The sequence below is a fragment of the Marinomonas spartinae genome, assembly GCF_900089775.1.
GTDB lineage: Bacteria > Pseudomonadota > Gammaproteobacteria > Pseudomonadales > Marinomonadaceae > Marinomonas > Marinomonas spartinae.
Genome location: NZ_FLOB01000004.1, coordinates 362,260 through 377,925 on the forward strand (window position 1 = coordinate 362,260; position 15,666 = coordinate 377,925).

Sequence of the window (15,666 nt, forward strand, 5' to 3'; positions counted from 1 at the left end):
TAAAAATAAGCTCTCCCTGACTAAAATGAGGCTCTTTAAAGTAGGTATTTAGAAGCTTTTTAGGGGTAAAAAAAGTTAGAAGAATCCAAAGAGGAGGTTGCCATAATAACCCCCCCATAGCGGTGAACATCATGATTAAAAATAGATGATCAAACAATTCTTGGCTTATTTGCATATCTGATCGACCCCTGACATAGACGCGAAGTCCACTTTAGCGCCAGACATGTCATATAACTTTACCGCTCCTTCTCCTGCACCATAGCTCGCTAAAGCCGAGCCAGCACCAAGCGCTAATGCCGTGACCCAACCTACAGGAGTAGAAATTAACAAAACACCTAAAGCGTAACCTAAAATAGAGCCAGCAATTGTAGAAGACATTGTTCCCACAAGAATTTCATTCTTTTTTTGTCGGTTCTGAGTGTGGGCTATACCGTAGCAGCCCATACCAAGGCTTGCGCCTGTCAGTACTACGCCGCCCACACTCGCTAGTTTAGAAAGTTTGTTTAGTCGGCTTAGATTTTTGGCAATTTTTTCAGTTGCAGGCACTGCCCCAGAGCGGGCAATTTGTATAGCTTGTTGCGCTGTTTGCCCTTTTAGTAATAGTTTTTCTAGAGGGCCAAGACGTTGTGAAAAGAGAGACAATGCTTTTCTTCTGCCATAGTCATATTGGCCTTTAGAAATAAGGCCCATTTGATACTGTTTATACAGAGTTTCTACGGTTTTAATTAAGGTGGTATTTTGCTCATGGGTTAGCACACCTAAGGTGGTTAATCCTGCCCCCAAACCTCCTGATAACCAGTTATAGTTATCATCCAGCCAAGCCATTGCCCAAAATGCTTCTCGTTCTTTTGGATCGGTTGGCATGTAGAGTTTATATTGATCTAAATTCTCTCTTTTTAGCGGACTCATCATCAGGTGCGTCTCAGACTGGCTGGACTGATTATCCGAGGCTAAACACATGCCCACTGAATCGGGGGTCGATATATCGGTCACTACCATAGTTGGCATGATAGAAATTCGCAATGATCTGGCCTAGAGTATCGCCGCTCTTAATGGTATAGATGACAGGTTTATACAATGGGCTAACGGGAGGAACGGCTGTTGTTAAATCTAATGTTGTCATAAAAAGTCCTTTTTACTGCTCAATTAAAGAGGCTGTCGCAAAACTACTGCGCTTGATAATTCAGCGTTAAAAATCGCCTCAAAATGCTCATTTATAGTTATAAACTCCGCTTTTTCGGCGTTTTTTGTCTTGCCTTATCTTCGCTCGTTACCTTTTGCGACACCCTCTTAAATGTCTTATGTCTACTTATGGATATAGCGATAAGAGAATACGAGACTCAGGTAATTTTTTGTGGCTAAAAAATACTAGCGTTTTTTACTTAGGTAAACAAGAATGGCTGCCTTGAGTACTAGGTAAAGAATAAGGGTCTCTAGGATTGCCTTATTCTTTACCTAGTTTTTACGTTTTCGTGTTTTGTGTGTTTAGCTTTCTAGCAGACCTTGGGCAAAATAATCTCCTGGTTTTTTCACGCCTGGTAAGGCAAAGAAATAACCACCCCCAAATGGCTTGATGTATTCTTCTAATGGCTCGCCGTTTAAGCGTTCCTGCACTGTGATAAAGCCCGCCTTTAAGTCGGCTTGATAGGCTAGGAAGAGCAGTCCCATTTCCAGTTGGCCAGCATTGGTCACACCATCTGAGTAGTTATAAGCGCGGCGTAACAGCTGGTGTTGGTTAAAGCCTGGCGTTCTGGGGTTCGCTAAGCGCATATGGGCATCCAGCGGAATGATTTTGCCTTTTGGATCTTTGGAGTAATCAGGTATGTCGTGTTCGTGTTTCATGCCTAAAGGCGCCCCCGTACCTCGCTCCCGACCAAAAATGGCTTCTTGTTCTTGTAGCGGTGTTCTGTCCCACTGTTCGACGAAAAAGCGAATGGTTCGTACGGCCAAATAACTGCCGCCAGTTGCCCATTTGGGTTCTTGGTTTTCTGGGGTGACGAGAATGACTTCGTCGGCCACTTTTGGATCTTTTGTATTGGGATTGACGGTTCCGTCTTTGAAACCAAGTAGATTGATTGGGGTTTCTTTACCCGCCGTTGCCGCCACGTGGTTGGAGATAAAACCGTCGCGACGCCAGCGCACGCTCAGTGTGGCTGGAGTGTGTTTAATGATGTCGCGCATCGCGTGAATCACGGTTTCGGGAGAATTCGCACAGAACTGGATTAACAAATCACCATGGCAGCTTTCGGCTTGTAAGGCATCGTTTGGAAAGCGCGTCATGTTGACGAGATGCTTGGGTTTTTTATCCGCTAAGCCAAAACGCTCATCAAATAGGCTGGCGCCGAGTGCAACAGTGAGGGTTAGGTTATCTGGGTTGATATAAGTGCCTACAATACCAGAGTCTAACGGGGGAAACTTATCCCCTGTACTAGGTGGCTTGCCGCCTTGGGTTAGAAACGCTGCCCGTTCGGTGAGGGTTTTGAAGAGGCCTTTTAAATCGTCCTTGTTATAAGCGATCACATCAAAGGAAACGAGGCAAGCTGCTGCTGGCGGAGGATTTAAAATACCGCTTTGGTATGCGCCGTAAAAAGGCTGTTTCATTTGACGGCTGGTGTAAAATTCAGCGTCGACTGAGCCTTCGTCCGCTTTCATGTTACCCTCCATCATACCCTCTGATCCGGCCAGTGCCTGAGTAGAGACGGCGCTACCGAGAGCAACAGCCCCGCCAAAGGCGCCAAGACCTTTAAGTAAATTACGGCGCTCCTCGACAATTGAGTCATGGTTTTGTTCGGTTTTTTCTGTTTGATTATTTTTTTGTGTCTGTCTGGATTGTAATAGAGAATGAAACGGGCAATTCATGTTATTCCCCTCAAATATGGTCACTTGTTACGCTTTCGCTCTGCTCCAGCGATTGCGTTAACGGTTGTTGATGAACGGGCCGAATGTCTTCGCCCATGGCCTTTTGTTCGCTTGTCAAATATGTTGTGCGGGCTTGCTTAGTTCAGACCAAGGTTGCCGCGCAGTTTTGCTAAATCTTCCGCCAGTTCGGTAATCGGCCCTTTTAAACGCTTTCTGTCCTGCTCAGATAGCTGGGTATAAGGTTCAAACCCCTTGTCGGTTTTGTAGTGTGCCAAAATGTCACTGACCTGTTTGAGGTTGTTTTCAATGCGGTTTTGCAATGGGGGATTAATCTTGTCCATCATCGGCTTGAATAAGTAGACGATTTTTTGAGCGCCCTCTACATTGGCATTGAAGTCGTCCAGATCGGTATGGGCGTAACGGTCTTCTTCACCACTAAGTTTACTGGCCGCGACTTCTTCTATGAGACCGGCTGCCCCACCAACGACGGTAGAGGGTGGGAAGGGCAGATTACGTATGCGCCCCTGTAATTCCATTACATCCTTATCAAGCTGATCGGCTAACGCTGTGGTATTTGCCAAGCTATTAGCTTTCCAAAGAGCATATTCAAGACGATGAAAGCCTGTGAAGTTTGGGTCTTTTGCCCCCATGGCAAAGGCATCTTCACGGGCGTCGATACGGTTATCTAGATCAGAAAACAATTCGGCAATGGGTTCAATTCGCTCATAATGCACACGTGCTTGGCTGTAAAGAGCTTTAGCTTTGTCCATCTCGTTGGCGCGGATAGCATCAGTAAAGGCTTGAGTGGCCTGAGTCAATTGACGGGTTTCATTCATCACATAGAATTTGTATTCGGCAATCGGCCCAATAAAATCGTTACTAGTGATTTTATAAGGTTTGTTCTGACCGTCGCTTTGTACTATAAGTTTTCCGTGAGGATTGGTTAATAAGCCACAGGTCATCTCATAGGTTCCAGGCTCTAGGGTAACGGTCATTTTTTGCTGAAAGCCTGGGATGATGTTTTCCCGTTCGGCAACGACCATAACACCATCAAGAATTTCCCATTCCAGTGCTCGCATGCTTTGGTTACGAATAATAAATTGTACTTTGCCTGCTGGAACGGTAAGGGCCATAGGCTGACACTTTTTATCGTTGACCTCGACATGGTATTGCGGGACATCGCTGGCGAATGCACTACAAGATGCCAGCAAACTCCCTGTCGTCACTGCCAAAAGAGTAGGTTTTCGCCAGACATTTTTGAATAAAGTGGATGAAGCTGACATGTTTCTCTCCGTAAGCAACACCCGTTTTGAAATCAATCAAACCGGGTGTTTTAGGTAATCGTATAATGGATTAATTAAGGTTCAGTTCGCCACGGAGCAGAGACAAGTCTTCTGCCAATACTGTGATTGGGCCTTTTAATGCTAGACGATCTTGATTAGTTAATTTTTCGTAGGATTCAAAGCCTGTTGGAGTACGGTATTTTGCTAAAATGCTGTCAACGCGTTTGAAGTTGTTGTCGATTTTTCTGACTAAGGTTGGATTCTTCTCAATGAGAAGTGGTTTTAGTAAGGAAACGATTTTTTGCGCCCCATCGACATTTGCTTGGAAGTCATCAAGGTCAGTACGAGCGTAACGGTCTTCTTCACCAGTGATTTTACTGGAAGCCACTTCCTCGATTAAGTCAGCGGCACCTCCTACTACTTTACTAGGAGGGAAAGCCAAGTTGGTGAGGCGCTTATGCAGTTCGAGTGTGTCTTGGTAAAGTTTCTCTGCGTAAGGTTTCATCCCTTTGGTGGTATTGTCTGCCCACAAGGCTTTTTCAATTCGATGGAAGCCTGTGAAGTTCGGGTCTTCTGCACCTTTGGCATAATCGTCTTCTCGGGCATCCATACTGCCATCAAGATCTGAGAACAGTTCGGCCACTGGTTCAATTCGCTCATAATGCACACGAGCAGGCGAGTAGAGTTTTTTGGCTTTTTGCACGTCCCCTGCGATGACCGCATCCGTAAAGGCTTTCGTATCTTTCACCAATCCATCGACTTGCTCAATAACATAGAACTTGTAGTCGGTAATGGGAGCGACCAAATCGGAGGCCTGAGTTTTGGCCTGAGCCAGGGTTGAACAGGCTGCGATGGACACAGCAAGAGCAAGTGTTGAGAGAGAAGTTTTCATTAGTGACTCCGTATCGTTGTTGTTTAAGGGTAGAGCGTTTGTAATAGATTGTTTTTCTTGTTATCCAGAATCGGTTTAGGGTGTGCCACTATTTACCGGACGACCAGTGTGGCTGGAAGTAAGATCATCCTTCTTGAAAAACCAGTACAGCGCGGGAAGAAGATAAATAAAGTAGATGGCGACTTCGCTGACCGTGGGGGTTTCTTGGTAACCTAATAAACCTTCTAATAAGGTGCCAAAGACGCTGTGCGTCGAGAGTAAATTGCTGGCATTAAAGGCGATGTTCTGGAAGTAGTTCCAAATACCCGCTTCGTGCAGTGATCGAATGGCGCCTGCTGCAAGGCCCGCTGCCACAAATAAAATAAATAAGCTGGTCCAACGGAAGAAGGCGCCCAGTGGTAATTTGAGACCACCTAAATAAATGGCAAAGCCCAATAAGACGGCCAAAGCTAAGCCTGTCACCGCCCCTAGTGGTGCAGAAGTACCAGCGCCTTGTTGGAAGGCAGAGAGAAGAAAGAAGACGGATTCTAATCCTTCACGGGCGACTGCTAGAAACACCATGCCAACCAAGGCCCAACCTTGGCGAGAACCTTGGTGCTTACCCAGTGCTTTATCGATGGAGCTATGTAGATCTGTTTTGACAGAGGCCGCTGCTTTACGCATCCAAAACACCATGTAGGTCAACATACCCACGGCGATGGCGGCAACGATGGCTTCGAATAATTCCTGTTGCTTTTGGGGGAACTCTCCTGTGGTTTCATTGATACCATAACCAATTGCTAGACAAAGTAGTGCCGCACTGAAAACGCCTCCCCAAACGGCTGGCATCCAATGTCCGCGTTGAGTGCGTTTAAGGTAACCTGCGATAAGGCTAACGATTAATGCCGCTTCAAGTCCTTCTCGGAGCATGATTAGAAAGGGAACAAAAAACATAGGTGGCACCTTATCCGTCAGTAATAAAAGATAAAAAGAAATGCAATACATTACTAAAATGTTAATAATAATGAATATCATTGCGTTTATTATATGAATGTTCAGTTCAGGTGTTAGTATACTGACAACTAATTCACATTTTTTCCTTATTGTTTGTTTTTCTACTAGTGGCGCTTGTGAAAGGTCTGTCTATCAAGGGAATGATTAGATATGTCTTGGGGAGAGGATTAGGGGGAGGCTTTAAAAATGTATGGTCTAGTAGAGACATGGCGGGCTTTATGCACATAACGCAACATTTAATTTGAGTTATTGAGTAGGTAAATGTCGGCGATGGGGTTAGTATGACGTCCTTAGCTCAATGGTATTGTCCGTTTTTGAGCGTTAATTAGGCCATCTATGTCAACTTTCCGTGTGCGTTATCAAACATTAGAGTTTGATCTTTCCGATATTCATGTACGTACTCTTCGCGATAATCAACAATTTTCCGATGATGAGAATGAAGCTCTAAATCTAGGTATTTCCTCTGCTACTTGGCCATTATTCGGTATTATTTGGCCTTCAGGGGAGGTATTAGCGCATTTGATGTATACCCATAACATCGATGGGGTGCGTATCTTAGAGGTGGGTTGTGGTATTGGCTTGGCCAGTTTAGTGTTGAATCATCGTCATGCCAATATTACCGCGACGGATTATCACCCAGAAGCAGGTCGTTTTTTGAGTGCGAATGTATTACTCAATGGAGATCGCCCCATTCCATTTGTACGAACCGGTTGGCAAGATGGTGAGACCTCATTAGGTCAGTATGACTGCATTATTGGTAGCGACTTGTTGTATGAGCGCTCCCATGTGGACATGCTAGCGGATTTTATTGATTGTCATGCGGCGCCAGATTGTGAAGTGATTTTGGTTGATCCTGGTCGAGGCCATCATGCTGTGTTTAGTAAAAAAATGGTGTCACTAGGGTATCAACATAGTCAAAGTAAACCGTTGGAAACGAGTTATTTGGTAAAACCTTTTAAGGGGCAGGTCCTTAGCTATCACCGTTCTAAAATTTGATGGCATGGTTCGCGATCGTCACTATCCAGAAATGCAAGGTTCTACATTAAGAGCCTTGAACTCGCTAACCGATTGAATGTGAAGCCGAGCATCGCTCGGCTTCTGTTTGTTTATTCCTCGCTTTCTCTTGGTATGTTGTATTTTTTGTCTTCATAGAGCCAAGTGCCGAGTAATGGATGGGCAATGGCTTCGCTGATGAGCTCTGGGCTGACATCTTTAGAGGCTTCTAAGCGATGATTTCGATAAATAAAGGTCTTTGGCGGCAATTTGGGTTGTAAGATGACGACCTGATTACCACGCATAAAGGCTTGGTTTTGATTGAATTGCATGATGGCTCGCCCCACATAGCTGGCATCTCGCTTGGTTAGGTCTTGTCCAATCATCGGGTGCGACGAGTTGATGCCGATTAAAGACAGCAGGGTTGGTGCTAGATCAATTTGGCTAATAAGACGATGATCTTCCTGCGGTGAAACATCTGCGCCTAAGATTAATCCAGGAATATGGAAGTTGGTAATGGGAACCAGTTCAGGTCGGCTAGAGCGGGCATCGTGATCGGCGACAATAAGAAATACCGTATTTTTCCAATAGTTAGATGCTTTCGCCATATCAAAAAACTTGCCTACTGCGTAATCCGCGTATTTTACTGCATTCTCACGAGAGTTTTTCGGTGTGTTGTAGTCTTCGATTTTGCCATCAGGAAAATCAAAAGGGTCGTGATTGGAGGAACTAAACACAAGACTAAAGAAAGGTTTGTTATGCTTAGCTTTTTCAATAAATGTCGCATTGGCTTTTTTGAACAGGTCTTCGTCGCTGACGCCCCAAGAGGCAACAAACTCAGGATTTACAAAGTCTTTTTCTTCAATAATGCTGTTGAAACCATTGCCTAAGAAAAAGGCTTTCATGTTATCAAAATGCGCACCACCTCCGTAGATAAAGCTGGTGTCGTATCCTTTCTGTCCTAGTAATTTCGCCAGGGTGAAAAAGCCTGTTTGAGAGTTGGGTAGTTTAACCGTACTGCGTGCTGGTGTTGGGACGAACCCGGTCACGACGGCCTCGATTCCTCGCACAGAGCGCGTGCCTGTTGCATAAAGTTGGTTAAAAGCCCAGCCCTCTTTGGCTAATTTGTCGTATTCAGGGGATAAGGGTAGGCCTCCTAGGCTGCCAATAAATTGTGCCCCTTGGCTTTCTTGCAAAATAATCACGAGGTTTTTGGGGTGTTTGTATTGATGGGTCGCGGTTTGCTTGTGCAAAGTGGGGAAGTCTTTCGACACAAAGTCCGCTTCTTTTAGACCCATGGATTTGTGTATGTTGGAGATAATGTCTGCTTTGCTCATTTGCGGGTAAAGTTGAAACGAGCTGACCTCATCTTGCATCTGACTGACCGCATGGAGCATAGAGTAAGCTGAGTTGAGGGTTAGACTATTGACTAACGGATCATTGGTAAAGGCTGTGTAGCTTGGGTTAATTGCTCGGTGTTGCAAGCTAGAGCGTGCGGCCAATACGCCAATAAGTAAAATGAGTACAGCGAGAATTGGGCGCTCAAACCATTTTGGTTGCGGTTTGTTGGTGATGTGCTGTTTGCGCATTAAATAATAAATACCCACAAAAGCGGCAATCGTGACCAGTAACGATAAGGCAAGGGTGAGTTTATGCCCCGCCATAAGCATGGAAAACACTTCTTTGGGGTAGATTAAATATTCAACGAACAGTCGGTTTGGGCGTAAATTGTACTCGTTGATGAAGGCGGGTGTTGAGGCTTCCATAAAGACACAAAAAACAAAGGCTGCCGAGAGCCAAATACGGCATGCAATATCCCAGACACGATTAATATACGGAATGCCGGAGACCAGTACGGCAAAGAGTGCGGGTAAGGCGGCTAGATAAGCCAGCGAGGCTAAGTCAATACGCAAACCAAACCCTAATATGGTGAGCCAATCTTTAAACGAATCGACCCGTTCATGTTGCCAGATAATCAGAGAAAGCCGACTTAGAGTTAAAGTACATAGTGTTATAAATAGAAAAGTGAGAAAGGGCCTAAGGGGAGAGCAGTATCGATTTAACGCATTTGCCATATTAAAAACCAAACTAGAGGATGAAAACGCTTGATTATAGTTTAAATATGGAAAAATGTTGCATAAATATCTTAAAAAAGAAGTATGGTTTGGTTAGCAAGATTAAAAAAGTAACGTATACAGTAGTAAAGTGGATTCATTAGTAGCCGATCTGCGTCTTCTTATTAAGGCTTAATTGAACTGATAAAGCCGCTACCCATAAAAACGCCCTATTCCGTCTAGAATAGGGCGCTTGATTTCTTTACTGGAGAGGTGTGGCCTTAGTTCGCAGTCGTTTTTGCCAACGAATCGCGTCGATAAGTAAAAACACGACTAAACTGATGCCCATCACGGGGAGACTGATCGCGACAAAGAGGCTCACCACAATGGTAATGGTTTTCCATGTAGGTGTGAGTTTGCTCCAAGCGTCAAGCAGTGGCTTGGAGGTAGCCCCAGCGGTTGGACGTCGGCGCCACCACATGGTGTATCCCCATACAATCATGACGCACAGTGACAAACCAAAAGCGGCTAATATGAGTTGATTGGCTAAACCAAATAATAAGCCCATGTGAGTATCAATCCCCCAGCGGATTAATTTGGCGATTAATGGAAAGTGTGCGAATTGAGCATGGCCCAACACGGCCAAGGTGCTGCCATCAATGGCGACAGAGTCGACTTGAGTGGGCCATTCCCGATGGATTTCACGAACAAACCAAGCGGTATTGGCTTTTCTTGGTGGCTTGATCTCAATCTTAGTGGAATGGATACCCGCTGCTCGTGCGGTATTTAACACTTTGTCGAAAAGTTGATCAGTTTCTTTTGCCGAGGGTGCCGCTTGAGTCATGCTCATATTAGCGTTGTTTGAATGACCAAGGTGATTCGCATGTTCACCCATGTCTGTGCTGTGGGCTGTCTTTTTAATATCTAGAGAGACGGAAGGGGTGACCCAACCAATGTATTGGCGGACTGTGCTGATGTTGCCGCCAGCCCATTTAGACCAAGTCAGACCAGTAATTGAAAAGAATACCAGTCCAAGAAAAATTACTAAGCCAAGTTGATAGTGGCTTCTACGTTTTCTCAAATAGGGGGTGCGAGAGGCAATCTTGGTTTGGTTCTTTTTGCCTCCCTTATACCAAAGATACATGCCACCTAGCGCGGCAATCCACAACCAAGAAGCGGCCAGTTCGCTGTAGTTTCGTCCCAAATCACCGAGTAGCAGGGTGCGGTGTAGGTAGTCGATAGTAGTACGAAGAGGCAAGACACCGCTGGTACCATAGACACCTAAACTGCCGCGAACCGCTAAATTATGAGGGTCAATAAAGACGGCGCGAACGCCCGATAGTGTGCTTGGATCGAGAAACATGACACGTGTAGTATCTCCTGGCAGCGGTGCGGGTCGCACCGCAAATAGGGTGAGGTCTTTCGACAAGGATTGGCGAGCAGCGGCTACTTGCTCAGTTAAGGGTTTATTTGGCCCTGTGCTGTCGGTCTTGAGCTCGTGTTTGTAGACATAAGCCTCAAGTTGCGGGGTCAATACGTAAACAGTTCCTGTCAATGCTGCGATGAAAATAAACGGGGCGACAAACATGCCAATATAAAAGTGTAAACGAGTGATCAGCAATAGCATGGCATTTTTCGAAACGTCTGGTTTCTTTGTGTTCTGTAAATTGGACATAAATCTCATCTGTCTAACGGGATAAGCCTCGTCTAAAAAGAGCGAAACTTATCTAACAATAAAGTAAGCGATAGGTACCCTTGGCTCGATGACGTCATTGGCCAACGTGATGTAAAAAAAGCTGTAAAGGTTCATTGAGAAGCCTTTACTTGGCCTATTCGTGATCGTACAAAGGTCTCAGTTATCTATTAGGTAACGGCTTCTCTTGATAATATGACGTGACAGGTTGTCATGTGCCGTCATCAAGATGTCATGCCAATAGATCGCTGTATGATGATATAAACGTAGCGTGGGAAGTGTTTGGTGGGGCTCTTGGCTGTAATCTTGAATAGCGTGAGGGTAAGAGGTGAGTGCTAATGGTGTAAGATATAGCAAGATAGGAAATCGCCACTAAGATTGGCAAGATAAAGGTAAGTACCGCTAAGCAGGCAAGGTGGAAGAGGAGTGTACAAAAGCCACAAGCCGCCCTAAGTCCTAAGGTATCATCATCGTCCATCGACTTAGCGGAATGATCAGGGTCATGGAAGTCCATGGAGCCCGAGTCCGTCATTTTTTCCCCACCACCATGTTCATCCATGTGCACCATTAATGATGGTGGCAGCGTTATGACTTTTTTGGTTGGTGAATGGTGTAGATTGTGATGCTGATGCATCGTTGGATTCATATCCATGTGGCTCATTCCATGAGCTTGCATGTTTAATTGTGATATGAGAGGAACAACATAAATGGCAATGACCGCAAATAGACTAAGCAAGACGGGAAAACGTCTTGTTCGCTTATTGGGTTGAATCATCGACCATGTCATCACACAATCCTTATGGAGAAGCGTATATCAAGGCTGTTTAGCCTTGAATATCACCAGCGTGTTCTTGTGCGCTTGACACAATGCATTCACCCGCAAGGTTAGGTGCGACGCCTACATCAAAACCATCTTTTTCCATACCTGGCAACCATTTGCTTACCCAATCCATGCTAGAAATCTCCAAAGGGGTAAAATCGGGATAGTCTTTTTGTCCCCATGAAAGCGCTAATTCTGGCGTTGGCCAAATAGGCAATATTTTATCTTGGCCAAGGGGGAGGATTAAGCAGCCCTGTGCATCGGATAAGGTCCAAATGCTGTGCTTTTTCTTAATGAATGCGATGACTTCGTCGTAACGTTGGCGACTCGGTAAGCGGAAAAATGTCTCGTTAAGAGAAGAAGTCTCAGTCATGGGGTTTGCTCTAATGAAAAAAGAAGGCATTTTACCATAAGAAATCTTAATGGGGCTGCCTAGAGGGGGAATACTTTAGAGAAAATTATACAGCAGGCGATAAAAAAGCAAAACAGAAGGCGATGGCCAGTATGTTTTGCTTTTCCCTAGGTGACTTTTAATACGTGCTAAACAGTTGATCAAGTGTCGTCAGATGTCGCTGCTTTGTATCTGCTGACATCCAGCTACCGACAATGCTGTTTTTCGCCAATTGGTGTAGTTCTGCTTTGCTCAGATCAGACTCTTTTATCAAAGCATGATAGTTGTCCACCATGTAACCACCAAAGTAGGCAGGGTCATCTGAGTTGACAGTGGCATTGAGGCCAAGCTTTAACATGTGCTTAATGGGGTGATCTGTTAAATCATCGACCACACACAGTTTTAGGTTAGATAAGGGACAAACGGTGAGGGTTAAGTTGCGCGCTTTGATTTGCTTAACGAGCTGTTCATCCTCAAGCGCTCTGTTGCCGTGGTCAATGCGATCCACTTGTATAAGATCGATGGCTTGCCATACGTAGTCAGCTGGGCCTTCTTCACCAGCGTGGGCGGTGACTTTTAGTCCTAACTCTTGGCAGGCTTTGAAAACACGAGCAAATTTTTCTGGGGGATGGCCTATTTCCGAGCTGTCTAATCCTACGCCGTCTATCCAATCAAGATAGGGTTTGGCAAGTTCTAGGGTCTCAAACGCACTGTCTTCGCTTAAATGCCGCAGAAAGGACATAATGAGCTTGGAGGTCATTCCCCACTGTTCTTCTGCTTCTTTTAACGCTTTATAAATGCCACTGATTTGTGGCTCGAAATCCACTCCACGGGACAGGTGTCCTTGAGGGTCAAAAAAGATCTCCACATGAACAACATTTTCTTGATGTACTTTGGTTAGGTAGGCCATCGTCAAATCGTAAAAGTCTGCTTCTTTTAACAAGACAGACATACCTTGATAGTACAGATCCAAGAAGTCCTGAAGATTAGTGAACTGATAGGCGGCTTTGAGATCCTCAACGGTCGAGTATTTTAGCGGGATCTGGTTGCGTTCAGCCAGTGCAAACATCTGTTCGGGTTCAAAGGTTCCCTCAATGTGAAGGTGTAGTTCGGTTTTTGGCATTTTTTCAGCCAGTGTCATCAGTGTTTCCACACTCATGGGGTACCTCTTTTTCATTTAACTGGCATCGCTAGGGATGCTTTTGTGTGTTGTGATGCGCGTACTTTTAACAGCTGGGAAAGGACAGATATGGCGATTTCTCCAGGCTGCTTTGAGCGCAAATTGTGTTCACCCATTGGGCAATGCATTTGGTCTATTTGAGCTTGAGTGAAGCCTTTATTGGCTAACTTATGGCGGAACCGAGCACTTTTGGTTTGCGATCCAATAACCCCGATAAAGGCCGCATCGTTCCGTTTTATTACGGCTTCGGTGAGCTCTAAATCCAGTTGATGGTTGTGCGTGAGTACCAAATAAAAAGTATTGGCTGGCATGTCGGCAACTTCATCAACGGGGTAATCGCTTATTTTAGTGGTCACCTTGTCCGATACCTGTGTCGGGAACTCATCTTGACGACTGTCTACCCAGATTAAATGGCAAGGGATATTTTCTAAGCAATGCACAATAGCTCGCCCCACATGTCCCGCACCAAAAATCGCAATGGTTAACGGAGATTGCAGGACACTTTCAAACAGTAATGTCACAAAGCCACCACAACATTGTCCTAATGTTGCCCCAAGAGGGTAATCCTCGGTGCTTGTTTGACTGTCTTTTTCGCTGAGTTTTTCCCTTGCTTTCGCAATGGCTTTCCATTCTAAATGACCGCCGCCTACGGTACCATAAGTGGCATGCTGTGTAACAAGCATACGAGCACCTATTTCCCTTGGTGTAGAGCCTTTTATGCTAAACACAGAGACCATCACAAAGTCGATGCCTGATTTTTCCAGTTTAGCCGCTTCTTGTACCCATTTTGTATCCATGGTTTAGCTACCTCGATATGTACTGTAGCCATAGGGAGAAACTAAAACAGGAACATGGTAGTGGCTGGTGGCATCATTGATACCAAAGCGAATCACCACCTCATCCAAGAACAGTGGTTCCGCAAGCTGTTTGTCTAAGCGGCGATAATAATCCCCGATGGCAAACTCTAGTTCATACACACCTTGATGAAAGTCCTTCTCGGGCAGGATAGGCTGGTCACAACGACCATCACTGTTTGTAATGCTGGTGTTAAGTTGGACTTTATTGCCATCGATCAGCTCATAGAGCGTGATGGCAACGCCCGCCGCTGGGGTGCCGTGTGTTGTGTCCAGAATGTGTGTCGTTAGGTATCCCATATGGTTTTCTCTCCTGTGCTCGCTTTTTCTTATGCCGGTTGATCCACTACTTAAAGCGACACTGTTTAAAGTGTGACGTTACAGGTGTTCTGCCAAGGGGGTGGGGTGTTTTATAAAGTGCTTTCGCTTTTTTATCAATAGTGCTTTCGCTGTTTTGATCCAGTTTTTAAAATGATAGATGAAAAGCTATCGATTCTCCGCCTATAGAGAATCGATAACCCATTTATATTAAACGACTGCTAGTGGGGGATTTTATCGGTAATGCCTTGAACATACCAATTTACTCTTGCTAGTTCTTGGTCTGTCAACGAGTGACCAGCAGGCACAACGATTTTTCCGGTATTGTCTTTAATAGGTCCGGTGAACGGTTTGAGTTTGCCTGATTTGATGGCTGCCAATGTTTCCTCAATTTTAGCACGCACATTTTTGGGCAAATTAGGATTGATGGAAGCCAGTTGCAGCATGTTGTCGTGGAACCCACCCCAGAAATCCTGCGACTTCCAAGTACCGTCCATCACTTGTTGTACGGTTTTTATATAGTAGGGTGCCCAGTGATCACGTACTGAGAAAATATGCGCTTGAGGAGCAAATTTACTCTGATCCGATGCTTGACCAATGGCACGAGCACCACGTTTTTGTGCGGCAATCAGTGGCGCAGGGCTGTCGGTATGTTGAATCAGTACGTCCGCTCCCTGATCCATTAGAGCATTGGCGGCGTCGGTTTCTTTACCTGGGTCATACCAAGTGTTTGCCCAAACAATTTTTAGCTTGATATTAGGGTTAACACTTTTTGCTCCCATGTAGGTCGCATCAATATCACGGATAACTTCCGGAATAGGGAAGGCTCCGATGTAACCAATGGTATTGGTTTTAGTGAGCAATCCAGCGGCAACACCGGAAATATAACGGCCTTCGTAGGTACGAAGAACATAAGTGCCTAAATTTTTCGCCCGCTTATACCCTGTGGCGTGTTCGAACACCACATTAGGGAAGCGTTTAGCGGCTTTAACGGTTGCATTCATGAAGCCAAATGATGTCGTAAAGATGACTTTGTTGCCCGCTTTGACAAGTTGGGTAATGACACGTTCTGCGTCGGCGCCTTCTGCCACGTTTTCAACATACGTCGTTTTTACTTTCCCTTTGAAATATTTCTCCATTTCTTTACGGCCTTGGTCGTGCTCGTAACTCCAGCCCAGGTCTCCTACTGGGCCAACGTATACGAAGCCTACTTTAAAAGGCTCTTCTGCTTGAGCCATGGTGACGCCAAGCATGAGGCCTACGCCAAGTAATAAACTCTTTAACTTCATGATGAAACTCCTTGTGCCCTTCGGCGGTTTTGTCGTTGTTAATGGAA

14 protein-coding genes are annotated in these 15,666 nt (G+C 45.2%); 1 reads left to right on the top strand and 13 read right to left on the bottom strand.

The genetic code is table 11. From position 1 onward, the window contains the following. Positions 1-165: 165 nt before the first annotated feature. The 5 genes from MSP8886_RS11560 to efeU all read right to left on the bottom strand — a co-directional run bounded on the left by MSP8886_RS11560 (position 166) and on the right by efeU (position 5,967). Positions 166-1,008, bottom strand: a complete 843-nt coding sequence (locus MSP8886_RS11560) for a hypothetical protein (RefSeq protein ID WP_139063135.1) — start codon at positions 1,006-1,008, stop codon at positions 166-168. Positions 1,009-1,485: 477 nt separating this feature from the next. Next, entirely contained in the window at positions 1,486-2,859 is a 1,374-nt protein-coding gene (gene efeB / locus MSP8886_RS11565; RefSeq protein ID WP_083200918.1) for an iron uptake transporter deferrochelatase/peroxidase subunit, read from the bottom strand. A gap of 137 nt (positions 2,860-2,996) precedes the next feature. Next, positions 2,997-4,142 carry an iron uptake system protein EfeO gene (gene efeO, locus MSP8886_RS11570; protein ID WP_067016545.1) on the bottom strand — a complete coding sequence of 382 codons (1,146 nt, stop codon included), beginning with the start codon at positions 4,140-4,142 and terminating at the stop codon, positions 2,997-2,999. A gap of 70 nt (positions 4,143-4,212) precedes the next feature. Continuing rightward, entirely contained in the window at positions 4,213-5,034 is an 822-nt protein-coding gene (gene efeO / locus MSP8886_RS11575) for an iron uptake system protein EfeO (protein WP_083200919.1), read from the bottom strand. Between the two features lie 75 nt (positions 5,035-5,109). Next, on the bottom strand, positions 5,110-5,967 hold the full coding sequence (efeU, locus tag MSP8886_RS11580; protein ID WP_067016547.1) for an iron uptake transporter permease EfeU: 858 nt from the start codon (positions 5,965-5,967) through the stop codon (positions 5,110-5,112). 396 nt (positions 5,968-6,363) lie between these two features. On the opposite strand from efeU, the gene MSP8886_RS11585 reads away from it, so the two are divergent. Next, a complete protein-coding gene (locus MSP8886_RS11585; protein ID WP_067016549.1) occupies positions 6,364-7,023 on the top strand; it encodes a class I SAM-dependent methyltransferase in 660 nt (219 codons plus the stop codon). A gap of 110 nt (positions 7,024-7,133) precedes the next feature. Here MSP8886_RS11585 and MSP8886_RS11590 read toward each other — a convergent pair whose 3' ends face one another. The 8 genes from MSP8886_RS11590 to MSP8886_RS11625 all read right to left on the bottom strand — a co-directional run bounded on the left by MSP8886_RS11590 (position 7,134) and on the right by MSP8886_RS11625 (position 15,619). Continuing rightward, positions 7,134-9,095, bottom strand: coding sequence for an LTA synthase family protein (locus MSP8886_RS11590; RefSeq protein WP_067016551.1), 1,962 nt, complete (start codon positions 9,093-9,095; stop codon positions 7,134-7,136). Between the two features lie 241 nt (positions 9,096-9,336). Next, complete coding sequence (locus MSP8886_RS11595; protein ID WP_067016553.1) at positions 9,337-10,749, bottom strand: PepSY-associated TM helix domain-containing protein; 1,413 nt, start codon at positions 10,747-10,749, stop codon at positions 9,337-9,339. Positions 10,750-10,999: 250 nt separating this feature from the next. Then, positions 11,000-11,554 carry a DUF2946 domain-containing protein gene (locus MSP8886_RS11600; RefSeq protein ID WP_067016555.1) on the bottom strand — a complete coding sequence of 185 codons (555 nt, stop codon included), beginning with the start codon at positions 11,552-11,554 and terminating at the stop codon, positions 11,000-11,002. A gap of 37 nt (positions 11,555-11,591) precedes the next feature. Further along, positions 11,592-11,960 (bottom strand): DUF2750 domain-containing protein, encoded by a 369-nt coding sequence (locus tag MSP8886_RS11605; protein ID WP_067016557.1) that lies wholly within the window; start codon positions 11,958-11,960, stop codon positions 11,592-11,594. A 157-nt stretch (positions 11,961-12,117) separates the two neighbouring features. Next, positions 12,118-13,137 carry an adenosine deaminase gene (locus MSP8886_RS11610; RefSeq protein WP_083200920.1) on the bottom strand — a complete coding sequence of 340 codons (1,020 nt, stop codon included), beginning with the start codon at positions 13,135-13,137 and terminating at the stop codon, positions 12,118-12,120. Positions 13,138-13,151: 14 nt separating this feature from the next. Continuing rightward, positions 13,152-13,955, bottom strand: coding sequence for a xanthine dehydrogenase accessory protein XdhC (xdhC, locus tag MSP8886_RS11615; RefSeq protein ID WP_067016559.1), 804 nt, complete (start codon positions 13,953-13,955; stop codon positions 13,152-13,154). Positions 13,956-13,958: 3 nt separating this feature from the next. Then, positions 13,959-14,312 carry a hydroxyisourate hydrolase gene (gene uraH, locus MSP8886_RS11620; protein WP_067016560.1) on the bottom strand — a complete coding sequence of 118 codons (354 nt, stop codon included), beginning with the start codon at positions 14,310-14,312 and terminating at the stop codon, positions 13,959-13,961. A 239-nt stretch (positions 14,313-14,551) separates the two neighbouring features. After that, positions 14,552-15,619: a BMP family ABC transporter substrate-binding protein gene (locus tag MSP8886_RS11625; RefSeq protein ID WP_067016562.1), complete on the bottom strand. Its 1,068-nt coding sequence runs from the start codon at positions 15,617-15,619 to the stop codon at positions 14,552-14,554. Between the last annotated feature and the right edge of the window lie 47 nt (positions 15,620-15,666).